Genomic DNA, 24,932 nt, shown 5'->3' with positions numbered 1-24,932 from the left:
CAGGCAGGGATTTTCCACGGTCTGGCCAGGTGTCGCCGTGACCGGCGGCGATGTTAAGCTGCGCCGTTTGGCAGCGCCTTGCCATTCTCCAAATAAGGAAGAGGAAACCATGTCAGCTATTCCCCTATTGCTGGCAGCCGCCCTGGGCTCGGGTGCGGCGGCCGAACCGATGCGGCTGCCGGCGGTGGTCAAACCGCTGGCTTATCAGGTCGATCTCAAGGTCGATCCAGCCGCGGCCACCCATCGCGGCGAAGTCGCCATCAGCCTTGCCACCAGCGCGCCTGCGCGCACTCTGCTGTTGCATGGCCGGGGTCTGCGGGTCAGTCAGGCGGTGCTGGAGCGCGATGGGGCGAGCTGGCCGGCCACGGTCCGGCAGCGCGGCGTCGATAAGCTCGAACTGCGTTTCCAGCGCAGTGTGCCGGCCGGAGAAGCAGTGCTGAAGCTGACCTTCAGCGGGACGATTGCCGAGCGCGAGGTCTATGGTCTGTTCCGCCAGAAGGAAGGTGGCGACTGGTATGCCTTTACTCAGTTCGAGAGCACCGGCGCGCGCCGGGCCTTTCCGAGCTTTGACGAGCCCGGCTGGAAGGTGCCGTGGACGCTGAGCCTGACCGTGCCCGAAGGGCTGACGGCGGTGGCCAATACCCCAGCCAGCGAGGAGAAGTCGCTCGGCAACGGTTGGAAGACCGTGCGTTTCCAGCGCACCAAGCCGTTGCCCAGCTATCTGGTGGCTTTCGGCGTCGGCCCGTTTGAGGTGGTTGACGGCGGCAAGCTGCGCAATATCCCGATCCGCTATGTGGTGCCCAAAGGACGCGGCAGCGAAGTGCGCTATGCGGTATCGATGGCCCCGCGCATCGTCGAGCGGCTCGAACAGTATTTCGATGCGCCCTATCCCTATGAAAAGCTCGACAGTCTGGTGATTCCGCTGACGGTCGGTTTCAGCGCGATGGAGAACGCCGGGCTGATTACCTATACCTCGGGCCTGATGCTGGCCAAGCCTGCCGAGGAGACCGAGCCGTTCAAGCGCCGTCAGGTCGATATCATGGCCCACGAGCTGGCCCATCAATGGTTCGGCAACTATGTGACCATGGCCTGGTGGGACGATCTGTGGCTTAACGAAGCCTTTGCCAGCTGGATGGGCAGCAAGATCACCGATCAGCTGATGCCCGAGTGGAAATGGAGCAGCGATACCCAGGAAGCCCGCGCCCGGGCCATGGCGGCCGACCGGTTGGCCTCGACCCGGCGTATCCACCAGCCGGTCGAAAACGAGCATGACCTCAATTCGGCCTTTGACAGCATTACCTACCAGAAGGGACAGGCGGTACTGTCGATGTTCGAAACCTGGCTTGGCGAAGCGCGGTTCCGCGAGGGCGTGCGCAGCTATATGAAGAAGCACGCCTGGGGCAATGCCACCGGTGCCGACTTCGTGGCCGCACTGTCGAGTCAGGACCCCGATCTGGCACCGGCCTTCCGCAGCTTTATCGAACAGCCGGGGATTCCGCGCCTCAAGGTCGAACTCAAGTGCGACGACAGCAAGGCGCGCCTGCTGCTTGAACAGTCGCGCTTCCTGCCGCAGGGCTCGACCGCCCGCGCCGACCAGCGCTGGCAGGTGCCGGTGACGGTGCGGGTGCCGGGCGGCATGGCGCGGCTGATGCTCAAGCAGCAGCGCGATGAATTGGTTCTGCCGCTGGCCACCGGCGAGCGCTGCCCGGCCTGGGTCCAGGCCAACCATGGCGGCACGGGCTATTACCGGCCGGTCTATGCCCCTGGTGAGCTGGTGCGGCTGATGACCTCGGTACCGTTGAGCGTCAATGAGATTCTGGCGGGTCTCGACGACGCCCAGGCCCTGACCGAATCGGCCGACCTGCCGTTGGCGGACGCGCTGAAGCTGGCCGGCCATTTCGCCAGCCATCCCGACAAGGACGTGGTCGGGGCGACACTGGCGGTGATCAGGCAGGCGCGCTTCCATGTGGCGGCAGCCGACCGGCCGGCCTTCGCGGCCTTTGTGCAGCGGCTCTATGGCGAACGCACCCGCAAGCTCGGTCTGCTGCCCAAGGCCGGGGAAAGCAGCGATGACGCCCTGTTGCGGGCCGATCTGGCCTGGGTCGTGGCCGATTCGGGCCAGGATGCCGCGCTGCGTGCCGAAGCCGGCCGGCTGGCCCGCTCCTGGCTGCTCGAACGCGGGGCGGTCGATCCGGCAGTGCGCGAGGCGGTGCTGTCGATTGCCGCGCTCGAAGGCGATCGCACCCTGTTCGAGCGTTACGCCAAGATCGCGGCCGAGACCGATAACCGCAAGGAGCGCCGCGATCTGTTCACGGCGCTGGGCAATTTCCGCGAACCGGCCCTGGCCGAGGCGGCGCGGCGACTGACGCTTGACGCGGCCTACGACGCCCGCGAGGCGACCCGGCTGTTCCGGGCGCAGAACGAGGACGACGCCACCCGCGAAGGCACCTTCAAGTTCCTGCGCAGTCACTTCGCTTCGCTTGCCAAGCGGCTGCCCGAGGATTCGCCCGGCTACTTCCCGCGCTACCTCGACCTGTTCTGCTCGGAAGCCCAGGCCAGGGCGCTCGAGCGCTGGCTCAAGCCCACCATCGCCCGCTATGACGGTGGTCCACTGGAGCTGGAACAGTCGCTGGAACAGATCCGGCTGTGCAGCGTGTTCCGCAGCAAACAGGCCGCCAGCCTGAGCGCTTTTCTGGGTGAAGTGAAAGGCACGGCGGGCGTCGCGGCGGCTCGCTGATCGTCTGCGGCAAGGTATCGAACCCCCAATCGGTGACGGTTGGGGGTTTTTATTTATTTCTAGTTTTTATGGCTTAAATGCTTGCAGAGGAATTTCTCAAAACTTTACTTTGTTGACGGAAAGGTCAAGCTGGCCGGCTGCGTCCACTACCTCTCCAGTACCCAGGTTCCAGCACTGCTAACTCGTCTGTAAATAACTATGCTGAGTGCTGCGGTTCCATGCAGAGTGGGAACAAGTGATGAACCACAGCAATTCCCTGATCGGCGGCCGGCTCGACCGGCAAAGAAGCCTATACCCTCGCCATTACACTGGCCGAAGCGCTCGGTGTCGGAGGCCATTGGAGCTCATCGCTTCCGACCTCAATACCCGGGTGATCCGGATAGGGGCCATCGGACCTTTCGTCTATCGCGTGATTGATCCAGGCAGAACGCCGGAGCCTGGCCGGAGACGCCATGTCGATTAAGGTGCTGATCGTCGACGATTCTGCGGTGGTGCGCGAAGTGCTGCGTGAGTCGTTGTCGACCCTGGCCGGCATCAAGGTGATCGGTACGGCATCGGACCCGCTGTTTGCCATGCAGTTGATGAACAAGCAGTGGCCCGATGTGATCGTGCTCGATATCGAAATGCCGCGCATGGACGGTCTGACCTTTCTGCGCAAGCTGATGGCCGAGCGGCCGACCCCGGTGGTGATCTGTTCCTCGCTGAGCGAAGCCGGTGCTGCGGTTACCCTGGATGCGCTGGCTTCCGGGGCGGTATCCGTCGTCACCAAGCCGGCTGTCGGCGCCCAGACCTATCTACAGCAATCGATCCGCGAGTTGGCCCAGCAAATCCGGGCGGCGGCGTCGGCCAAGCTGGTCCGGATCAAAGGGCGCAAGGCCGAGAACGAAGAAAAGGAAATTCCGCCCAAATTGACCGCCGACGCGGTGCTCGAAGCGCCGACGGGCCAGGCGGTGATCAAGACCACGGCACGGATTGCGGTCATCGGCACTTCGACCGGCGGCACCCAGGCGCTCGAATACCTGTTGCCCCGTCTGCCGCGTACCTGCTGTGGCATGGCCATCGTCCAGCATATGCCGGAGAAATTCACGGCGACCTTTGCGGAGCGGCTCAATCAATTGTGCAAGATCGAAGTCCGCGAGGCGCGCAGCGGCGACCGTCTGCTGCCCGGGGTGGCACTGATCGCGCCGGGTGGACGGCATCTGCTGGTCAAACGCAGCGGCGCACAGTACCTGGTCGATATCAAGGACGGGCCACCGGTCTCACGTCATCGTCCTTCGGTCGATGTGCTGTTTCGCTCGGCGGCCGTGAGCGCCGGCAGCAATGCCGTGGGGGTGATCATGACCGGCATGGGCGATGACGGGGCGCGAGGGATGAAGGAAATGCATGATGCCGGCGCCTATACCATTGCTCAGGACGAGGCCTCCTCGCTGGTCTACGGCATGCCCAAAGAGGCGGTGGCGCGCGGTGGGGTTGATGTGCAGATGTCTTTGGTGGAGATTGCCAAGGCCCTGGCCAAGACCTGACGAGGAGGCGGTTCGATCTCTCTTCGCGTCCGGTTCGGACCCCAACCGTCCCCGGACGCGCTGAAAAAGCAGGCTTGCCGATTCGTCCAGCGCCTCAAGTGGACGCATTGCCGCACGGAGCGGGACGGGTCGTAGGCTGTCAGCTATCTGGCTGTCCAGTGACCAGCCGAGACGCCGGGACATCACGCCGCTTACGCTCTTGCGGACTTTCACGTCGTTTCCAAGGAAAGCCGGAATGATCTGCCCCGTTAGACTATCAATGGACAGAAAACAGTTCATTATTTATATGAATTGCTGTAATGCTTGCAAGATTTTTTCCTTAAATTTTATTTTTTCTTCCTGAAGCCCTCCGATGGATGGCCTGAGGGAGGCCTACTGACACGGCGCAGGGTTGGGCGGCGAGACGGTCATCGATTGGGCCAGTCGCTTGGCCTGGAGGGCCGCGGCCTGATCGCCTTGGCGGGCCGCGAGGCTGTACCAGTGCATGGCTTCCATCAGATCGCGCGCCACGCCGTCACCATGTTCCAGCATCGACGCCAGCAGATATTGGGCACCGGCATGGCCATGTTCGGCAGCCGCCCGATACCAGCGCGCCGCTTCACGATAATCGCGGGTCACGCCACGACCGAGGAAATATTGGGTGGCCAGGCTCAATTCCGCTTCGACATGACCGCTGAGCGCCGCCTGGCGAAACCAGCGGGTTGCCTCGGGCTGCGAGCGGCCGACACCGTCGCCGTTCTCATAGGCCACCCCGAGCGCATAGGCCGCCTGGGCCAGCCCCGCCTCGGCCGCGCGGCGCAGCAAAGGCCGCCAATCGGTGGTGTCGCCACTCCCTTCGCCCCGTTTCAGCACCATGGCGTAGTTGTACAGCGCCAGCGGATCGCCATTGGCTGCGCGTTCACGATAGAGGCGCAGGGCGGCCTGATGGTCACCATCGCGGTAGGCGGAAAAAGCGGCATCGTCGGCGGCCAGTACCGAGACCGTCAGCAGGATGGCGCATAGAAGACGTGACATGGCGGATTCTCCTCAACAAGAAACCCGTACCTGGCGCTCTCGTGCTCATTGGGTGTCCGGATCTGCCCTGACCCCGCAGATGTTTTCGGCTCGGCAACCACCTGCCATGCGCCCGATTGCTGACTTGGTCGCCTTACTTTCCGTTTTCTGACCATCGGGTATCTCTTTGCACCATAGCCGAATCGTGTGAAGGGGTGGGAGAGGCTTTGCGCTATAAAAACCCGTTCTGTATCAAAGCATTGAAGCGGTTGGTTGTGGGGCGGGGGTGGCGGGTCGATGGACGCGGGCTGGTGGCTGAAGGAGAGGTCAGTCAGGCGGAATTGACCCGGCACGTCTGTACCGGTTGACACTGTTGAGGCTGACATCAACACTCGCTGCCGGTGTTTGCCATTTCTGCCGTGACGGGTGGGTAGCCGGCACGGGCTTTACTTTTTTTTGCTGCTGATTTTGCAAGGTGACGAGGGTCTATGTTTGCGTTGAATCCCGCTTTTGCTGCTGTATGTGATGCCTGTACCGATGAGGAGGCCTTTCTGGCTGCGCTTCAGACAGCCTATGCCAAGCAGCCGGGAGGTGGGCTCGATTTCGCCCCGTTCGCCGCCTACTGGCGCGATGGCACCGAGCTGCCGGCCAGTCATCGTCAATGGCTGGCGCAAGCGGTCGATCTGGGATTCAGACCCGGCGCCGGTTGGTTCGGGCATAGCGAAGTGGAGCAGGGCAAGGAGCAGTGTTGTGCGCTGCTGTACGGCGACTGCCCGCCCGAGCAATGGCCGGCCCGGCTGGAGCGTTGGCTGACCCTGTTCCAGCCCTTGCTGGCCGCGCATCTGCTGATCCTGTTTGCCTGCGCTGACAGCAAGCATCCCCTGCCGCGCGGCATCACCTATGAAACGGTACAACAAGCCCATCTGAGCGCTGCCCAGCACCTGCTGCGTCGAATGGCCGAGGGCGATCCGGCCTGGGCCGGCGTTGCGGCATGGCTCAAGGAACACGGTACCGATCCTGCACAGGTGGCCGGGCAACTCATCGCTGCACCGGATGTCCTGTACGTCGAAAAGGCCGATGCCGCCACGCTGATTGCCTTGCTGGTGCTGTACCGCTCGGGGGTGGAAGCGAATTCGCTCGATTGGTGGCGTCAGTTGGCGTTCAACCTGCTCAATAACGTGACTCAGGTGGGCGCGCCGATCAATTACGACGCCCGGTCAACGCTGCGCAAAGCGCTCTACCGGCCCTTGCAGCCCGCCTTGTTTTCCGACCTGGCCGCCCTGGGCGCTCAGTTGGGGGAATGGGAGCCGGCCCGTTCACTCTGGCACAACTTCGACTTCATGCACCGCTGCCTGACCGAGCCGCACTGGCTCGACTGGTTGGCCGGTCTGCCCGTTGCCAAGAGAGTACTTGGCTCATCGTCGGGCGGCTCGCCCGAGGAGATCATCCGCCATCCGGCGGCCTGGCTGAGTTATCTGCAATGGCTGCAACGGCATGAGTTGGACCTGCCCGATCAATTGCTGGTGACGACACCCGAGGCGGTGCACTGGTATCGCCAGACCCTGATAAAACTGCTGCCCCAAGGCGACCTGCACCGCAAGCTCGACAGCCTGATCACTATCCTGGCCGAGGTGCTGCCACCGCTCGAATTGGTCGAGCTGCTGCTCGGACACGCCAGCAGCAAGACCGATGCGATAATCGATGACGAGGTCTGTGTGCGCCTGCTGACGCCGGAAGTGCTGGAGCGGCTGTTCGGCGGGCCGTCAGTGGCCGAATGGCTGGTCAAGTGGGTCGTGCTGGCCTGGCCGTCGCGGGCGCTGGGCCAGGATGCCGACCCGGACGACCCCGACTGGCCAGCCAAGCCGGCTGATCCACAATTGCAGCATTGGCTCAAGCATTACAGCGCGCGTCACCCCGATCTGTTTGCCGAGTATTCCGTCGAGGAAGACCTGCTCGGGCGCGACGATCCGGAGCGGCTGGCCCAGCTTTGGCGTGATGTGCGTGATCCGACCTTACGTAAAGACCTGTTCTGGAAACTGCTCTGCGGTCTTGGTCGAAAGCCCGGCGAGGCGCTGGTGCGCTTGTGTGCCGAGGCGTGGGTCGGCTATGAGACCGATTTCCTCAACTGGATGCGCAGCGACGATGTTTATTTCCCCTATGGCGCCACTCACCCGGTGAGCAATCTGGTGCGCTCGGGGCATCCCGAACTGTTGCGACTGGTGCCCACGCTGGTGGCGCATGAGCTGGGGCAGTCGAGCTGGTTCGGCCGGCCAGGCGAACTCGACCCCCAACCGGTGCGCGAGGCACTGAGCAAGGCGCCGGCCGGTTGGGATCTGCTGGAAGAGAAAGGCCGCATCAAATTGCTGCCGATGCTCGACGACCCGACGCTGGTGGTGCTGGGCTCACGGCTGGCCGAGCTGTTTGCCAGCGCCAAGGCCAAGGGCTTGCGCGATCTGGCGGCCAACTGGCTGCGGCAGCGCAGTCTTGCCGCCATCGAACAGAGCGGTCTGCTGGCCGTCGATGACAAGTCGGGCTTTACCGTGGTGACGCAGGGGCTGGCCCGCCATCCCGACTCGGCGGTGCTGCCTTGGTTGCGGCAACGGGTGGGGCGCAAGGGGCTCGATGCCTTTGTGTTCGGTCTATTGCTCGACCGTCTGGAAGCTGCGGGCGAAGACACCAGCGCCTATGAAGCGGAGCAGTCGCTCGAAGCGCTACAGGCCGAGGCTGCCCGCGCCAAGATCCCGGCCACGATCAAGAAAATCTGGAACGAGGATTTCGCCCGGCTGTTCGAGCCTCTGGGCGAGGCGGTCGGACAGTGGACGCTGGCGCAGATCGCCGACAGCCGGGGCGATCTGCTGTCGCGCGAGGCGCGCAAGCTGATCGAGCGGCTGCCGCCTGCCCGGCGCGTCGATCTGGCGGAAATGGCGACCACCCTGTGGGTCGAGCAGAACGGGGCCGAGGCGGTGACTTTCCTGATGACCCTGGTGCCGCGCTATGGCGACGAGCGGGTGGTCAATCTGCTGGTCAAGGCAGTCAAGGCGTGGTGCAAGACCCGCAAGCAGAAAGCCAGCGCTGCGCTGGGCTGGATGGCCAAGGTGCCCGGCGTCTATGGTCCGGCCCAGGTTCATGTGCTGTGGGAGAGCCGCAAATTCTCCAGCTCGATCGAAGAAAACGCCTGGAAAGCCCTCGAAGCCGTCGCCGCCGAGCGAGGCCTGGCCATCGCCGATTTCCTGGACGAACTGGTGCCCGATTTCGGCCTCGGTGCCGACGGCCTGGTGCTCGACGTCGGCCCCTACAGCTACCGCGCCCGCCTGTTTCCCGATTTCAGCCTCAAGATCGAAAACGACAAGGGCAAGCTCACGGCTTCCCTGCCCAAAGCCAAAGCCGGTGAAGACCTCGATAAGCGCGGAGTGGCCGAACAACGGCTCAAGGCGCTCAGCAAGAATCTGAAACCGCTGCTCAAACAACAATCGAAAAAGCTCGAACGGGCATTGCAGAGCGGCAAGATCTGGCCGGTCGAGCGCTGGCAGCGGCTGTTCATGCAGCATCCGCTGCTTGCGGCGCTGGCGCGCGGCTTGAGCTGGAGCGCCCTGGATGCCCAGGGCCAGCCGCTCCACCGTTTCCGCCCGACCGAGAGTGCCACCTTGATCAATCTGGACGATGAGGATGTGAACCTGGACGGGGTGGTGTCGGTGCGGCTGACCCATCCGGTCGAAGTGGATGCCGCCGAACGCGAGCGCTGGCTGGCGCATTTCGACGATTACGCCGTGCCGCAGACCATCGTTCAGTGGGAGGGCGTGGCGGAGCTGCCGACAGCCGAGGAATTGCAGCAGGACGAGCTGATCCGCCATCGCGGTCATGTGCTCAATCGCGGCGCGATGGGCAGCTTGCTCGGCAAGTGGGGCTATATCAAGGGACCGGGTGAGGACGGGGCGCGCATCAATTACCACTACTGGATCGTGGACGATTGCTATACGGTCCATCTCGACCATACCGGCATCAGCGTCTGGTTCGAGGCCGACGAGGAAGTGGCCATCGACGCCTTCCGGATCAGACGGCACCACCGGCAGGCCGATGAATCGCGCCATGTGCGCCTGAGTGAGCTGCCGCCGTCCTTGCAGGCCACCTTGCTGGCCCAGTCGCAAGCGCTGTCCGAGCGCGGCGAAGGTTATCGGAGCAACTGGCAGTCGCTGTAACGGGGCGTCCCGACCTGACTGGCAAGCCACACCAGTCCAGGGAGCAGGTCATCACTTAGTGTGGTTGCCGCTGAATGGAGAGACAGGAGAGAGGCTGACTGCTCTGCGCTTTCGGTGCTGGTCCGATCCCGTGAAGACCGGACCAGGCAAGGTGGCTCAGGAAGCCGACTTCTTGCCGAACAGCCGCTTCAAGCCGGCCAGCAGCGCAATGCCGCCGATGGCAATGAACTTGAAGAACTTGGCGAAGAAGGCCGCGATCACGGCAAACAGACCGAGCTTCTTGGCGGCGACGCCAGCGACCAGGGCGCTCAGGCCGTATTCGGCCACGCGGTCGGTAGAGGCGTCGAAGTCCTGATAGCGCTTGCCGTCGTTGAAGCTCAGGGCGGCGAGCAGCGTGCGGGCGGCCGGCTTGTCGGCTTCGATGGTGGCGGCATCGGTCACCAAATTGAGACTGATATAGCCTTCGCGGCCCAATGCATAGGTGTTGTAGTTGATGCCTTGGCCGTCGCTTGCCGGCGCCCCCTTGTCGCGCGAGAGGGCGGCCCAGACCAGTTGGTGGCTGTCGGCCTGATAGTGGGGTTTCTCGGCCCAGCCGGTGACTTCGAGTTCGGCGATATTGGCTTCGCGCCGCGCCTGGTTGGCGGCTTCGGTGCCTTCTTTGAGGCTGGTGAGCAGTTCGTCGGCGTTCCAGTCCTTGGCGTCGTCGTCCTTGATGTAACCCGAGGCTTCATATTCGGCGACCACCATCCATTGGGCCTTTTCATCCTTGGGCACGACCAGGCCAAGGAAGCGGCTGTCGGTCGGGTTGCCCATCTTCCGCATCAGCTCGCTGCCGCGCTGCTGATCGATAAATAGATAGTCGGCCGGCAACTTGAGCGTCGCCTGGTCGCGTAGCTTGATCTCGCTGGGGCCGGCGGTGATATGCGGGTCGGCAACCGGCTCGGTCTGCTGGGCCTGGGCAGGCTGGCACAGCAGGGACAAGGCGGCAAACAGCGGGAATAGACGGGAAAGTTTCATAAAGTGCGCAATACCTTAGGGAATAGAAAAATCGTCTGTGGTCAAAGGTCATCAAGGCATTGCCCTGCAAGACAATCACCAGAAAACAAAGGCGGCCGGATAGCGCGGCCGCTTGGTTTTCTGCCGCGTCCGCTCATCGATCGAGGCGGGACCGGCGCTTGTAAAACGCAGCCGTCGCTGTCCGGTTGACACAGTCGTGGCGGGAGCGGGCGACTCATTCCGTCTCCGCTTGGCCCGCATCGGACAATGATGCCATTTATAAAATTTCAGGAAAACATTATGCAAGACGGGTGGGTATATTGGACGAAAAGATAAATTTTCAGGAAATCATTGTGTTGAGCAACCCCGATTCTTTGCGCCTGACCACCCCCCACCCACAGCGGGCCGCGCCTATTGGAGAGAAGGCATGACGAGCGCAGTGCAACGATTACCTGCCGAGCAACGCTACGCCGAGGAACTGGCGGCCTTGCTCACCGCCGACCAGGGGCCGCGCCCGGGTGGTTGGCGACTCAGTCCGCGTGCCGTGCGCAGCTTTGTGCTGGGCGATGGCGACCGGATCAGCCGCAAGATCGAAGGCAACGATGCGCTGGTCGAGCGCGCCATCGTGACCCTGAGTGGGGGGCGTGGCCTGTTGCTGGCGGGGGAGCCGGGGACGGCCAAGTCGCTGTTGTCGGAACTGCTGGCTGCGGCCATCTCGGGCTGTTCCACCCTGACCGTGCAGGGCGGGGCGGGCGTGGTCGAGGAACATATCCGCTATGGCTGGAACTACGCCCTGCTGCTGCGCGATGGCCCCAACCAGAAGGCGCTGGTGCCGGGGCCGCTCTATGCTGCGATGGCCGGCGGCCAGTTGCTGCGTTTCGAGGAAATCACCCGCTGCGCCACGGAAGTGCAGGATTGCCTGATTCCGGTGCTGTCGGACCGCATTCTCCATCTGCCTGAACTCAAGGATGAACAGGATGCCTGGCTGCTGTCGCGGCCCGGTTTCAATGTGATTGCCACGGCCAATCTGCGCGACCGTGGTGTCAACGAGATGTCTGCTGCGCTCAAGCGCCGTTTCAATTTCGAACTGATGCAGGCGCTTGGCCGGCGTGAACAGGCCGCGCTGATTGCCCGCGAGGCGCGGCGGCAGTTGGATGAGCAGGCCATCGAAGTCGAGCTGCCGGGCGAAGTGATCGAGCTGCTGGCGACGGTGTTCGACGAACTCAAGCGTGGCGAAGCCGCCGGTGTCGCGGTCGAGCGCCCCGCCACGGCCTTGTCCACGGCGGAAGCGATCGGTGTGGTATGCAATGCGGCCAGCCATTGCTGGTATTTCGGCTCGTCCCGCCTGATGCCGCGTCATCTTGGCCAGTTTGTGGCAGGCGCAGTCGTGCAGGGCGAGGCGGGTGACGCCGAGCGGTTTGCGGCCTATCTGCGCTTGTTGCGCCAGCAGCGCGCTGGTCTGGCCGAGTGGCAGGACTTTCTCGATGGCTGCTGAGCTGGCTGACTTTCTGGCTCGGCTCGAAGCCGATCCGGGATTGCGCTTTGCTCCGGTGCGCCACCACAGCCCGGCCTGCGCGGCCTGGGTCGAGCGGCTGATCCGCGACTGGCGGCCCGAGTGCCTGCTGCTCGAAGCGCCGGCCGAGATGGCGACGCTGTTGCCCTGGCTGACCGATCGCCGCACCGAGGCACCGGTTGCGGCGTATTTCTATCTCGACAGTCAGGACGGTCGCCGCAGCTATTACCCTTTTGCCGATTTTTCTCCCGAATGGCGTGCGCTGCGAGCAATGGCCAAGACAGGGGGGACGGTGCGCTGCATCGATCTGCCGTTTGGGCAGCGGGCGGCGCTTGATCGGCTCGACCGCTTCCTGGTCGAGCCTGAGCCGCACTACCACGACGAACGACGCTGGCGGTCAGGGTTTGAACGGATTGCCGAGCGGCTGCGTGACGCGGCCGGCTGTGCCGATCTCGACCATTGGTGGGATCGCCATTTCGAGGATGGACCCGCCCGCATCGCAACGGACTTCTTCCGCGATCTGGCGGCCTACGGCTGGCTGCTGCGGCGTGATGGGGCGGCCGACGAGTCGGAAAACCGGGCCCGCGAAGCCTGGATGGCGCGCGAGATGGCCAGGGCACGGGCAGAAGGGCTGCGCTGTCTGGTGCTGTGCGGTGCCTACCATCTCGCAGGATTGCTCGACCCACCGTTGTCCTCGACCGAACCTGCGACTGAAAACGCTGGGGCGGCATTGATCCCCTACACCCTGTCCCGGCTCGACCGCTACGGCTATGCCGCCGGCGTGCCGTTGCCGGCTTATTACCAGGCACGCTGGGAACAGCGCCGCAGTGCCGAACCGCGTCTGGCTGCCCATGGCGAGCTGGCGGCGCGGCTGGTGGACAGTCTCAATCGTGAACGCCATCCGGTCGGGAGTGCTGACGCAATCGAGCTGGTGGCGATGGCTGAGCGGCTGGGCACCCTGCGTGGAGCGCGGGCGGGTCGGCAGGAATGGCTCGAAGCCGCCGCCAGCACGCTCGACAAATCGGCCGAGGGCCCGGTCTTCCTGCAGCGTTGCGAAGCCTTGCTGACCGCGCCGCAGCGGGGGCGCCTGCCAGCCGGGCTGCCCGTTCCGCCGCTGGTGGGCGACTTCCGCCGTGAGCTGCGGCGCTGGCAACTGTCCGAGCGCGGCGAACGTGAGCGGGCGCTTGACCTTTACCGCAGTGCCCAGCATCGTCAGCAGTCGCATTTTCTGCGCCGGCTGGCCTGGCTCGAGATTCCGTTCGCCACCTGCCGCAGCGGCCCCGATTTCGCCCATGGCCGCCATCTGCATCTGGTGCGCGAGGTCTGGCGTATCGCCGGCAACGACGAGTTGGTGCCGGCCTTGATCGAAGCGAGCCGTTGGGGGCAGACCCTGGCTGAGGCGGCCCTGCATAAGCTGCTGGACAGGCTGGCTCAGCGCGTCCCGCAGCAACCGGCCGTCGATCTGGTCGAAGCGCTGCAACTGGGCTTGCATCCGCTGGCGGGCGAGCTGTGTCAACGGCTCGAACACTGGCTGCGCCAGACGCTCGACCCGCTGGCGCTATGCCGAGCCTTGGTGATCCTGAATGCCCTGGCGCGGGGCCGTCGCCTGCTGGGCGGTGAGGACTTGGCCGGTTTCGATCGATTGCCGCCGCTGGCCTTTGTGCAGACCTGTCAGCATCTACCGCTGCTCGGTCAAGCCGATGAAGCCGCGCAAGAGTTGGCGCTGGAAGCACTGATCGAACTGGTCGGCATGGTGCGCCAAGGTCGGCTGCCGCATGAGCAGGTCCGGCTCAATAGTGCGCTGGTCGCGCTGTATGAAAGCGCGGCCGATCCCTTGTTGCATGGCGCAGCGCTGGGCGGCCTGGCGGTCGGCGCTGGCTGGTCCGAGGCACGCTGCGGTGACGAGCTATGCCGCCAGCTTGCGCTCCATCAGGCCGAGCCGCTGGCCCTGGCCGCCCTGTTGCGCGGTTTCCTGGCCTTGGCCCGCACGGCGCTGCGATGGCGGCGCGACTGGCTCGATGCGCTGGGAAGGGTGATGCGAAGCTGGGATGAAACGACCTTTCTGACGGCCTTGCCCGGTCTGCGTTACGCCTTCAGCCAATACGGCCGCAGTGAATTGCGGGAATTGGCACGGGGGTTGTTGGGGGAAGCCGAGGTGCAGGCCGGATTGCCCGCCGTTGATCTCGCCAGCGTGGCCCAGGCCGCCACGCTGCGTGTCCGGCTCGATATCACCTTGGCGGGCTGGGGTTGGCCTACGGAGGCTGCAGATGGCTGAACTGGACGAACAGACCCGCCGCCGCTGGCGTCTGGTGCTTGGGGCCGATGCCGAAGCGGGGGCGCCGCACAGTGCACTCGACCATCAACTCGACCGCGCCCGCGATGCCGCCCTCGGATTTCTGTACGAGCGTGAATTCGACCAGCGCGAAGACGAGCAGGCCTCATCGGCCGGCCGGGGCATCCCCGATCCTCGGGCCGTCAGTTGGCTGGCGGAGGTGCGGCGGCTGTTTCCGCAGTCGGCCTGTGAAATCCTGCAACGCGAGGCATTGCAGCGCTATGGCCTCCATGAGCTGCTGCGCGACCCCGAACTATTGGCGCAGGCCACGCCCAGCATGGAGTTGGCCAAGGCCCTGATCGCGCTGATGCCCGAACTGCCACCGGCAGGACTGTCGGCTGCGCGTCGCCTGATTGCCCAGGTCGTGGCCGATATCGAACAGCGGCTGGCGACACCGCTGCGGGCTAGCTGCACCGAACGGCGGCAGCGGCGCCACGGCGGACGGCCACGGCTGTCCGACCTCGATTGGCATCGCACCCTGGCGCGCAATCTGCGCCATTTCCAGCCTGAACTCGGCACGGTGGTGCCGGAGCGGCTGTTGTTCTTCCGGCGGCGGCAAAGCGGTCTGCCGTGGCGCATCGTGCTGTTGGTCGATCAAAGCGGTTCGATGCTCGATAGCCTGATCCACGCCAGTTGCGTCGCGGCCATCCTGGCCCGGGTGCGTTCGCTGCGCACCCATCTGGTGGCATTCAGCGATCAGCCGGTCGATCTGACGGCCTGGCTGCCCGATTCGGTCGAAACGCTGCTCCATACCCAACTGGGCGGCGGCACCCGGATCGGCGCGGCGCTCGCCTACGCCGAACGGCTGGTCGAGCAGCCGCAGCGTACAGTAGTGGTGCTGATCAGCGATTTCTATGAAGGCTATAACGAGGCCGAAGTGCTGGTGGCGGCTGACCGGCTGCTGCGTTCGGGCGTCCATCTGCTGGGGCTGGCTACCCTCGACGAGCGCAGCCACCCCAACTACGACCGCGATATGGCCAGCCGTCTGACGGCGCTGGGCATGGAGGTGGCGGCGATGACGCCCGACCGGCTGGCGCAATGGCTGGGCCGGATCTTGGGGAGTGGCCAATGAGTGCGCTGCTCAATTGGCTGGCCCATCTCGACGACGAGGCCATTGTGGCCTGGTCCAATCGCGGTCTGCTGCGACGTGGTGCCAAGCTGCTCGAAGGCGCCGCCGGCGCCGGCTGGCAGCTTGATGCGCAGGGTGGGGCGGCCGAATTGGATGGGCTGCACCAGCGGCTGGTTGGTATTGGTTTTTCTGGACTTCACTGTAGCTGTCCAGCGCTTGGCCCCTGCCACCATCTGACTGCACTGCTGCTGGGTCTGCGTGAACGGGCCGCCAACAGCCAGCCCACTGTGGCCGCCGACCCGGAAGCGCCTCCTCCTTGGCTGCTCGATGCCGCCGCGCGCGAAAAACTGTTCGGCCGCCGACTATTGCGTATCGCCCTGCGCTGGCTGGCCCGGGGCGAGGTGGACGAGTGTGAAAGCGGTCCCGATGGGCTGCGCCTTTGTATGACCGAGCCGGAAGCGGCCACGGTGCACATTCCGCGCATCGGTGGGCTGGAAGCTTCGCTATGCGATTGCCGCGCGCCATCGCCGTGCGCCCATCGCGCGCTGGCCGTGCTGGCCGCGAGCCAGGAAGCGGGGCTGGTGGCACGGGAAGAACTGGCGGCGGTCGAGTCGCTCGACGAAGTGGCCCGGGCTGCCGTCGACGATGCCCAAAGCTGGTTGCGCGCCCTGTTGGCCCAAGGCGGCGGCTCGGTCGGCGCGGGCTTCGTCGCCCAGGGCGAAGCGCTGGCAACGGCGTTGCGGCAGGCCGATCTGCCGCTGCCGGCTGGTCGGATGAGCCGGGTCATCGCCACACTCGATGCCTTGCGCGGCCGGCGTGCAAGCGGCGGCGTCGAACTGCGCGCGGCCCTGGCGCCGCTGTGGGCCGGGCTCAATGCCCTGTCGAGCCAGCCGCTGCCGCGTCCTTTGCTGGAACTCGCTGGTGTCCATCGCCGCCGCTACAGCCGCCAGCCCAAACTCACGGCCCAGGGCGTTGCGCTGGAAGCCTGGCGCAGTCCCGCCGGCCATCGCGGCCTGACCCTTCATCTGCTCGACCTCGACAACCATCGTTTCTACCGGATCAGCGAGGCTCGTCCGCCAGCCGTGGACCCCGATTGGCAGCCCGAAACCGCCTTTCCCGCTTTCCGTCCCGGCGGCCGCTCGGTCAGCTTATGGTGCGAGGCACAGTGGGCCTTGAGCCCGGTCTGGACGGCTGGCGACCGGCTGAGCCTGCGCGACGACAGTCGAATCGTCGAACTGGGACCGGCGCGCACGCTGGACGAGCTGGCGGAGACGGATTTCTCCCGCGCCGCCGCCAGCGTCCGGCAGCGGCAGGCGGCCGATCCCTTTGTCCCGGCCGAGCCATCGGTCGCGCTGCTGCGGGTCGCACAGTGGCAAGCCCCTCGTTTCGATCCTTATCGGCGCCGCTGGCAACGGGTTGGCGTCGATGGCGAAGGTCTGGCGCTGACGGTGGAGTTGGCGGGTAAGGAGGGCGTGGAGACTGTGCTCCATCATCTTCAGGATGCAGCCACGCTGTTCGGTTATCTGACTATCGAGCAGGGCCGCCTGACGCTGCGGCTGATTGCCGCCTCGGCCGGTGGCCGTTGGGCCGGTGCGGAGAGACCACTATGAGCGGCAGAGCGTGGCAGGCATGGCTCGATGAGTCGGAGCGGCTGCTCGATCTGATCGTCGCCCATGGTGTCGGCGGCCTCGGTGGCGAGACACGGCGGCGTCTGCGCGATTGGGTGGCGCTGGCTGAGTTGCTGGGAATGGAGCGTTTCGCCACGCTCGGCCGCTGTCTGCTGGACGAGGCTTTACCGCTGGAGCAGCGCGCCAGCGCGGCACTCGACTGGTTGTGCTGGCAGACCGCATTGATGGCGCTGGAGCGAAGTGAAGAGAGATGAGTTTTCGGTAGGTAGGGCGGCCGGAGCATTGCCGCTTAAGTCGCACTCGGCATCCAGGCTCGTCTACTGCGTCCGTCCTTGGGAGCCGACTCCGAATTGCCTCTCAATGCGCTAAGGTCACTATCCGTTTGGGGATGGGAGAGGGATCGGGCGTCCTATTGAAGGCGAGAGAGTAGGCGAAGGGGTGATTGGTCGGAGAGGAGAGGGGGCATACTGAGGAGGAAGACATTTTAGAGGGATTTTTTTATTTTCGAACATAAACATCTTCAGTATTGAAAATGAAATTGCATGAAATTTTCATCTTTCCTGGCGCTCACAAAAAAACAACCCGGCACAAGGCCGGGTTGTTTCGTGTCGAACAGCCGGAACGCCACAGGGGCGTATAAGGCTTATTCGAAGTCCTTCAGTTCGGGGTAGTGACCGTGCCGGCGCTGACCGTCGCGGTTGCCACGCTGACCCTGGAAGTCGCCACGGTTGCCGCCGCCATAGCTGCGCTGCTCGCCACCTTGGCCGTAGCCCTGACGGTTGCCGCCGCCGTAGCTGCGCTGCTCGCCACCCTGGCCGTAGCCTTGACGGTTGCCGCTGCCGTAGCTGCGCTGCTCGCCACCCTGGCCGTAGCCCTGACGGTTGCCGCCGCCGTAGCTGCGCTGCTCGCCACCCTGGCCGTAGCCTTGACGGTTGCCGCCGCCGTAGCTGCGCTGCTCGCCACCCTGGCCGTAGCCCTGACGGTTGCCGCCGTAGCTGCGCTGTTCGCCACCTTGGCCGTAGCCCTGACGGTTGCCGCCGCCGTAGCTGCGCTGTTCGCCGCCCTGGCCGTAGCCTTGACGGCTGCTGCCTTCGCGATTGCCGCCGAAACGTTGGCCATCACGCGGCGGACGACGACCGCCGCCACCGAAACGCTCGCCACGACCGCCGCCGCTCTTCATGTTGCGCGGTTCGAAATGGGCTTTGAGGCCATCGAACGAGAACGGCTCGATGCTGCGGCCGACGAACTTTTCGATCCGCTTCAGCGCCGGCATTTCGTGCTTGGCGGCAAACGAGATGGCGATGCCTTCGCGACCGGCGCGGCCGGTGCGGCCGATACGGTGGACGTAGTCCTCGGCGAATTTGGGCAGGTCGAAGTTGACGACGTGGGTGATGCCGGCGACGTCGATACCGCGGGCGGCCACGTCGGTGGCGACCAGAATGTCGATTTCACCGCGCTTGAGTTTGGTCAGGGTGCGCATCCGCTCGCGCTGCTGCATATCGCCATGCAGTGCAGCGGCCTTGCGGCCCTGGGCGAACAGCTTGTCGGCCAGCGAGGCGGCGTCGTGCTTGGTGGCAGTGAAGATGATGGCCTGACCCAGACCTTCTTCGCCCAGCACACGTTCGAGCAGCTGCGACTTGTGGCCGATGTCGTCGGCGTAGTGGAGCTTCTCGACGATCTGCTCGTTGCGTTTTTCCGGCGGAGCGATTTCGATGCGCTCCGGCTCCTTGAGCAGGGTACGGGCCATCACGGCGATATTGTCATCGAGCGTGGCCGAGAACAGCGCGGTGACGCGTTCGGCCGGCAGCTTCTTGGCGATCTCGGCGATATCGTCACGGAAGCCGAGGTCGAGCATGCGGTCGGCTTCGTCGAGGACCAGCATTTCCAGCCGGGCAAAGTCGATGCGGCCGCGTGCCATCAGATCGAGCAGACGGCCGGGCGTGGCGACCAGAATCTCGAACGGGCTGGACAGCAGTTTGATTTGGGTGGGGTAGGGCATGCCGCCGACGATGGAGACCACCTTGCAGAAACGCATCTGGCGGCCATAGGTTTCAGCGGCACTTTTGATTTGGGCGGCAAGTTCGCGGGTCGGGGACAGCACCAGCATGCGCGGACCACGGCCCGGGCGCTCGGATTTTTCAGTCAGTCGCTGCAGGGCGGGCAGCATAAAGGCGGCGGTTTTGCCGGTGCCGGTGGCGGCACTGGCCAGCACATCGCGGCCGGCCAGCAGGCTCGGCACCGCAGCGGCCTGGATCGGGGTCGGCTGGGTGTAGCCGGCAGCGCTCAGGGCGTTCAGGATGGGTTGAGCGAGGCCGAGGTCGGCGAAGGTGGTTTGCGTCTGAGTCAAAGCGAAACTTCCTGAGTGACGGCTGGCGTGTCGCGATGCCAAACAAAAACCTGCCCTGCCGCTTGGGATAAAGCGGCCGGCGTGCCCAAGCGAAAAAAACAGGGCACTAGCTCGGCGACAAACGCTCAAGTCCGTGAATTGGGTCCGTAACAGGACCGTATTAAGCTGAGATCGAACGGGCTAAATGCCCAGATATGGATCGGCAGCGCCTGCATCGACGCTAACCGGTAACAGCGCGCAAAAACTACGGATTCGGCGCGGAGGTCAGGGACGATGAATACCGCGTCGGGTAACGCGAAGGTCGGCATTATGCTGAAAAATAAAGAGAAACACAAATGTTTCCTGCATGCGTTCGACAAAGCCATGCTAAAATCGCTGGCTTTTCAAGTAAATCATTCTTATCGAGCTGACCCATGAGCCGCGCGCTTCGTAACATCGCCATCATCGCCCACGTCGACCACGGCAAGACCACGATGGTGGACAAACTGCTGCAACAAGCCGGTACCTTCCGCGACAACCAACAGGTGGCCGAGCGCGTGATGGACTCCAATGACCTCGAAAAAGAACGCGGCATTACCATTCTGGCCAAGAATACCGCCGTCAATTTCGAAGGCACCCATATCAATATCGTCGACACCCCCGGTCACGCCGACTTCGGCGGTGAAGTCGAGCGGGTGCTTGGCATGGTCGATGGCGTGCTGCTGCTGGTTGATGCGGTCGAAGGTCCGATGCCGCAGACCCGTTTCGTGACCAAGAAGGCGCTGGCATTGGGTCTGCGCCCGATCGTCGTGATCAACAAGGTGGACCGTCCGGGCGCGCGTTGCGACTGGGTGATCAACCAGACCTTCGACCTGTTCGCCAACCTCGGCGCCAACGACGAACAGCTCGACTTCCCGGTGGTCTATGCCTCGGCCCTGAACGGCTTTGCCACCCTCGATCTGAATACGCCCTCCGACACCATGCGGCCGCTGTTCGAGACCGTGCTCAAGCACGTCCAGCCGCCCCAGGGTGATCCCGAAGCGCCGCTGCAACTGCAGATTTCCGCGCTCGACTACTCCACTTATACCGGTCGCCTGGGCGTCGGCCGCATCCGTAATGGCCGCATCAAGCCCGGTCAGTCGGTGGCGGTGATGAATGGCGACAGCCAGGTCGGCCAAGGCCGTATCAACCAGGTGCTGGGCTTCAAGGGCCTTGAGCGCGTGCCGGTCGATGAAGCCGAAGCCGGCGATATCGTGATCATCTCGGGTATCGAAGAAGTCGGTATCGGCGTCACCATCGCCGACCGCGAAACCCCGATCGGCCTGCCGCTGCTCAAGGTGGACGAGCCGACCCTGACCATGGACTTCCTGGTCAACTCCTCGCCGCTCGCCGGCACCGAAGGCAAGTTCGTCACCAGCCGCCAGATCCGTGACCGTCTGACCCGCGAACTGTTGGTCAACGTGGCGCTGCGCGTCGAAGACACCGACGACGCCGATGTGTTCCGCGTCTCGGGCCGTGGCGAGCTGCACCTCACCATTCTGCTGGAAAACATGCGCCGCGAAGGTTACGAGCTGGCAGTCGGCAAGCCGCGCGTGGTGTTCAAGGACATCGACGGCGAGCGTTGCGAGCCCTACGAAATCCTGACGGTCGACCTCGAAGACGGCCATCAGGGTGCCGTGATGGAAGAACTGGGCCGCCGCCGTGGCGAGCTACAGAACATGGAGTCGGACGGCAACGGCCGCACCCGCCTCGAATACCGGATTCCGGCCCGTGGCCTGATCGGCTTCCAGTCCGAATTCCTGACCCTGACCCGTGGTACCGGCCTGATGGCCCATATCTTCGACGAATACGCCCCGGTCAAGGCCGATATCCCGGGTCGGCGCAATGGCGTGCTGATCTCGCAGGAACAGGGCGACGCCGTGGCCTACGCGCTGTGGAACCTCGAAGATCGCGGCCGGATGTTCGTCAGCCCCGGCGACAAGCTGTACGAAGGCATGATCATCGGCATTCACAGCCGTGAGAACGATCTGGTGGTCAACCCGATCAAGGGCAAGAAGCTCACCAACGTGCGTGCCGCCGGCAAGGATGAAGCCGTGGTGCTGACCACGCCGGTCAAGCTGACGCTCGAATACGCCGTCGAATTCATCGATGATGACGAGCTGGCCGAAATCACCCCGAAATCGATCCGCCTGCGCAAGCGCCATCTGAGCGAAAACGACCGCAAGCGCGCTGCCCGCTTCGGCGACGCCTGATCGGCTTCACGCCAATAACGGCGTACCGGGAAACCGGTACGCCGTTTTTTTCGTCTGTGCCTGCCATAATCGATCGGTGGCCCCGCGTGGTCGTTCAAAAGCGGAGAGACGATGGAAAGCGTCGAAGCAGCCTTGCAGGCAATCGATGAGGAATGGGCGGCGCAGTTTACCGCGCCCGAAGCAGCACGGTTGGCGGCCGAGGCGGCTTGCCGTTCGGGTGATCCGGCCGGTGAGCCGTTTGCCCGTCTGCTGCGTCTGATGATCCGATTACGCCAGGACGGCGACGCCGAGGCAGCCGCCGAGTTGGCCTGGCTGCGGCGGCATATCCCCCCGCTCGGCAGCCCGGCCGCCTCATTGCGGTTGGCTGTCCTGGAAGTGATGGCCGAACCTGACCGGGCCGGGCGCCAGGTTCGGCTCGACGAACTGGCCGAGTCGCTGCGGCGCCACGGCGGCTGGGTCGGCCCGCTTGATCGGGCGCTGGCGGCCAATCTGCTTGGGGTCTGGCGCACCCACCATGGCGACGATCTGAGCGGCCTGCGCTATCTGTACCGGGCGCTTGAAGAGGCACGCGAAGCAGCCGTGCCGCAGATGGCCGTGATGGTGCACGGCAATCTGGGCGGCTTGCAGCGCGAACGCGGCAATCTGCTTGAAGCCAAGCAATTGCTCGAAGAAGGACTGACCCTGGCGCTCGAATCGGCGACCCCGGCCGTGGCGGCCACGCTGGCGGCCTTGCTGGGCGGCGTGTGTATCGATCTGGGCCAGTTCGACGAAGGCTGCAAACATTTCCTGCCCCATCTATGGGATGCCGAAGGCGGCGCTGCCCACCTGCATGGCCTGCCGCTCGGGGCGCTGCTGTGTGCGCTGGCAGGCCGCAAGGCCGAGGCGCGGGTCTATCTCGACCAGGCGCTGGCAGCCTTGCCCGAAGGGCGCGATCGGCTGTCCCATCTGGCCCGACTCCACGCCGCCTGGGCCGAGGCGCTCTTGATGCGTGAAGACGACCCGGCCGCTGCCCTGGCTGCGGTCGAGCGGGCACTGGCGCTGCTGGGGCGGCGGCCCGATGGCAACGTCACCCTGCATCTGTTGCCGCTGGCAGCCGAACTGCATGCCGCCGCTGGTCGGCATCGTGAGGCGTATGAACTGGCGGCCCGCCATATCCGTCTGGCGCGCGAGCGCACCGAGGCGGCCCGCTGGACTGCTCAGCTCACCCTTTCTGTCCGGCTGGAACTCGAACAACTCAGCCACCGCACCAAACTTGCCCGACTGGATGAACCGGCCGACAGTGCCCGTCTCGACGGTTTGCATGCCGAGCTGCGCGAGCGCGAACAGGAAATCGCCGCGCTGCGACGACAATTGGCCGAGCAGGCGATCCGTGATCCGCTGACCGGGCTGTTCAATCATCGTTATCTCGAAGAATCCCTGACCCAGGCACTGCGCCGCGCCGAGCGTGGCGGCGAGCCGCTTGGGGTGGTAATGCTCGATCTCGACCATTTCCAGGAAATCAACGACCGTCTGGGCCACAGTGCCGGCGACCGTCTGCTGGTCGAGCTGGCCCAGCTGCTGGCGCGTTCGCTGCGTGGCAGCGATGTGGCGGCTCGCTGTGGCGGCGGGGTGTTCTGCCTGATGCTGCCCAATACCCCGGCATCGGCCGTGGCCGCCAAGGTCGAGCGTCTGCGGCGCAGCTTTACCGCACTGGCGATCAGCACCGAGTTTGGTATGCAGCGGGGTTTCGATTTCTCGGCTGGCGTGGTGGCCTATCCCGAAGCCGCCTGCTCGCCGGCACTGCTGCTCGGCATGGCCGAGCGGGCACTATTCCAAGCAAAGCAGCTTGGCCGGGGACGGGTAGTGTGGCGTGAGGGCGAGATCGACGAGGCGCTTGGAGAGAAATTTTTGTGACATTGTTTTATTTTGAAATGCCAGACTGGAATTGCCATATATAGCTATAAGGTAATAAATCTGCCTGGACGCCATCCTGGTCTGCCAGTCACTGCCAATTCCGGTCATTTCTGGCAGGAATTTTGTAGAAAAGGTTTTATTACCGCATTTCCCCCTTCCGCCATCTCGTTCGACTTCCAGCAAAAATTCCCTCCCTATGCCCATGCACTTTTCGCATTGTAGATATTTATTGATTTCTAATATTCAAGGCATGGAACGACCGTTGTGCCAAGCCAGACAGCGAATGAATTCGGGAAAGCGGAAATTGTGTAATGTAATGATTTTTATTGGGAATTTTTCGTTTTTTCGCGTGCTGGCAGTTTATTGGTAAAAATACTTGGTACGAATGTTTCCGTTTGTCATGGGGGGATGACTTGGGTAGGATGCGCACCTGTTTTTACCATCGCATCCAGGTATCTGACTGGGTGTTCGATTTATGGAATCGGGGGGATTTCCAATGTTTATGAAGCAAACCATGATTGCCCTGCTGATGGCAGGTTTAGTGGCCGGTTGTGCCAGCAGCAATTCTTCGGGCGGGCAGAAGTCGTCGGGCAAGAGCGGGGATTCGGCCGCGGCCGGACAGGTGGTGGGTGGCGTGCTGGGTGCGGTCGCCTCCGGCAAGGAAGCACAAGGCGGCAGCGAAGGCAACAAGGCCGGTGCTGCGCTCGATGTCTTCAATGCGGCAACCTTGAGCGAAGACGATGTCAAGAATCTTACTAAGCAGTACGTTCGTTATTCCGACAGCACCAACCGCATCGCTCCGCCGGGCAATAAATACGCCAAGCGCTTGGCCAAGCTGACCAGCCGCCATCAACGTGAAGATGGCCTCAAGCTCAACTACAAGGTCTATCTGTCGCCCAATGTGAACGCCTTTGCTACTGCCGACGGCAGCATCCGCGTCTATTCGGGCCTGATGGATCTGATGACCGACGACGAACTGCGCAGTGTGATCGGCCACGAAATCGGCCACGTCAAACACAAGCACAGCGCCAATGCCATCCGCACCGCCTACCTGGCCTCGGCCGGCCGCAAGGCCCTGGCAGCCAACAGTGGCGTCGCCGGCCGTCTGGCCGAGTCGGAACTGGGCGCGCTCGGTGAAGCCATCCTCAATAGCGGCTTCTCGCGCAGCCAGGAAACCGAATCCGACGATTACGGCTTCGAATTCATGAAGAAGTACAAGTACAACGCCGCAGCAATGGAAACTGCCTTCCGCAAGCTGGCCGGCCTGTCGGGCCGCTCGGGCGGTATGTCGCAAGTGCTGTCTACCCATCCCGATCCGGGCGCACGTGCCGATCGCGTCAAAGCCAAGCTCGGCACCAAGTAAGATACTGTCCGTCGGCTGAGCCGGTAGACGTTGTAGAACAAGGCGACCTTCCTGGGTCGCCTTGTTTGTTTTTGGAGCGAGCGGTGAAGCAGGCCGCTCGGGTCTGGCTCG

14 protein-coding genes are annotated in these 24,932 nt (G+C 64.0%); 11 read left to right on the top strand and 3 right to left on the bottom strand.

Going from position 1 to position 24,932, the window contains the following annotated elements; translation table 11 throughout:
- Window positions 1-109 precede the first annotated feature (109 nt).
- Both ACFOW7_RS05830 and ACFOW7_RS05825 read left to right on the top strand, forming a co-directional pair.
- The gene (locus ACFOW7_RS05830) at window positions 110-2,737 is read left to right on the top strand and encodes a M1 family metallopeptidase (RefSeq protein ID WP_378162032.1); all 2,628 of its coding nucleotides are present in this window, start codon (window positions 110-112) and stop codon (window positions 2,735-2,737) included.
- A 452-nt stretch (window positions 2,738-3,189) separates the two neighbouring features.
- Window positions 3,190-4,260, top strand: coding sequence for a protein-glutamate methylesterase/protein-glutamine glutaminase (locus tag ACFOW7_RS05825; protein ID WP_378162030.1), 1,071 nt, complete (start codon window positions 3,190-3,192; stop codon window positions 4,258-4,260).
- 372 nt (window positions 4,261-4,632) lie between these two features.
- On the opposite strand, the gene ACFOW7_RS05820 is transcribed toward ACFOW7_RS05825, so the two are convergent.
- The gene (locus tag ACFOW7_RS05820; protein ID WP_378162028.1) at window positions 4,633-5,274 is read right to left on the bottom strand and encodes a tetratricopeptide repeat protein; all 642 of its coding nucleotides are present in this window, start codon (window positions 5,272-5,274) and stop codon (window positions 4,633-4,635) included.
- A gap of 467 nt (window positions 5,275-5,741) precedes the next feature.
- On the opposite strand from ACFOW7_RS05820, the gene ACFOW7_RS05815 reads away from it, so the two are divergent.
- The gene (locus ACFOW7_RS05815; protein WP_378162026.1) at window positions 5,742-9,449 is read left to right on the top strand and encodes a DUF4132 domain-containing protein; all 3,708 of its coding nucleotides are present in this window, start codon (window positions 5,742-5,744) and stop codon (window positions 9,447-9,449) included.
- A 156-nt stretch (window positions 9,450-9,605) separates the two neighbouring features.
- Here the strand turns inward: ACFOW7_RS05815 and ACFOW7_RS05810 are convergent, their stop codons facing one another.
- Window positions 9,606-10,466 carry a DUF2167 domain-containing protein gene (locus tag ACFOW7_RS05810; protein ID WP_378162024.1) on the bottom strand — a complete coding sequence of 287 codons (861 nt, stop codon included), beginning with the start codon at window positions 10,464-10,466 and terminating at the stop codon, window positions 9,606-9,608.
- Between the two features lie 406 nt (window positions 10,467-10,872).
- Between ACFOW7_RS05810 and ACFOW7_RS05805 the strand changes: the two genes are divergently transcribed.
- The 5 genes from ACFOW7_RS05805 to ACFOW7_RS05785 are packed head-to-tail and all read left to right on the top strand — an operon-like array spanning window position 10,873 to window position 17,241.
- The gene (locus ACFOW7_RS05805) at window positions 10,873-11,940 is read left to right on the top strand and encodes an ATP-binding protein (protein WP_378162022.1); all 1,068 of its coding nucleotides are present in this window, start codon (window positions 10,873-10,875) and stop codon (window positions 11,938-11,940) included.
- Window positions 11,930-14,233: a DUF5682 family protein gene (locus ACFOW7_RS05800; RefSeq protein WP_378162020.1), complete on the top strand. Its 2,304-nt coding sequence runs from the start codon at window positions 11,930-11,932 to the stop codon at window positions 14,231-14,233. The genes ACFOW7_RS05805 and ACFOW7_RS05800 overlap by 11 nt, the downstream gene beginning before the upstream one ends.
- Entirely contained in the window at window positions 14,226-15,362 is a 1,137-nt protein-coding gene (locus ACFOW7_RS05795; RefSeq protein ID WP_378162018.1) for a VWA domain-containing protein, read from the top strand. The genes ACFOW7_RS05800 and ACFOW7_RS05795 overlap by 8 nt, the downstream gene beginning before the upstream one ends.
- Entirely contained in the window at window positions 15,359-16,969 is a 1,611-nt protein-coding gene (locus tag ACFOW7_RS05790; protein WP_378162016.1) for a hypothetical protein, read from the top strand. Before ACFOW7_RS05795 ends, ACFOW7_RS05790 begins: the two co-directional genes overlap by 4 nt.
- On the top strand, window positions 16,966-17,241 hold the full coding sequence (locus ACFOW7_RS05785; protein WP_378162014.1) for a hypothetical protein: 276 nt from the start codon (window positions 16,966-16,968) through the stop codon (window positions 17,239-17,241). The genes ACFOW7_RS05790 and ACFOW7_RS05785 overlap by 4 nt, the downstream gene beginning before the upstream one ends.
- A 389-nt stretch (window positions 17,242-17,630) precedes the next feature.
- Here ACFOW7_RS05785 and ACFOW7_RS05780 read toward each other — a convergent pair whose 3' ends face one another.
- Window positions 17,631-19,334 (bottom strand): DEAD/DEAH box helicase, encoded by a 1,704-nt coding sequence (locus ACFOW7_RS05780; protein ID WP_378162012.1) that lies wholly within the window; start codon window positions 19,332-19,334, stop codon window positions 17,631-17,633.
- A 413-nt stretch (window positions 19,335-19,747) separates the two neighbouring features.
- On the opposite strand from ACFOW7_RS05780, the gene typA reads away from it, so the two are divergent.
- From typA to ACFOW7_RS05765, 3 genes are all read left to right on the top strand, one after another.
- Window positions 19,748-21,565 carry a translational GTPase TypA gene (gene typA / locus ACFOW7_RS05775; protein WP_378162010.1) on the top strand — a complete coding sequence of 606 codons (1,818 nt, stop codon included), beginning with the start codon at window positions 19,748-19,750 and terminating at the stop codon, window positions 21,563-21,565.
- A 111-nt stretch (window positions 21,566-21,676) separates the two neighbouring features.
- Window positions 21,677-23,458, top strand: a complete 1,782-nt coding sequence (locus tag ACFOW7_RS05770; RefSeq protein ID WP_378162008.1) for a diguanylate cyclase — start codon at window positions 21,677-21,679, stop codon at window positions 23,456-23,458.
- Between the two features lie 502 nt (window positions 23,459-23,960).
- The gene (locus ACFOW7_RS05765; protein WP_378162006.1) at window positions 23,961-24,821 is read left to right on the top strand and encodes a M48 family metallopeptidase; all 861 of its coding nucleotides are present in this window, start codon (window positions 23,961-23,963) and stop codon (window positions 24,819-24,821) included.
- Window positions 24,822-24,932: the final 111 nt, after the last annotated feature.

Source organism: Chitinimonas lacunae (assembly GCF_042650885.1).
Classification (GTDB): domain Bacteria; phylum Pseudomonadota; class Gammaproteobacteria; order Burkholderiales; family Chitinimonadaceae; genus Chitinimonas_A; species Chitinimonas_A lacunae.
This window is presented reverse-complemented; position numbering and strand designations above follow the sequence as displayed.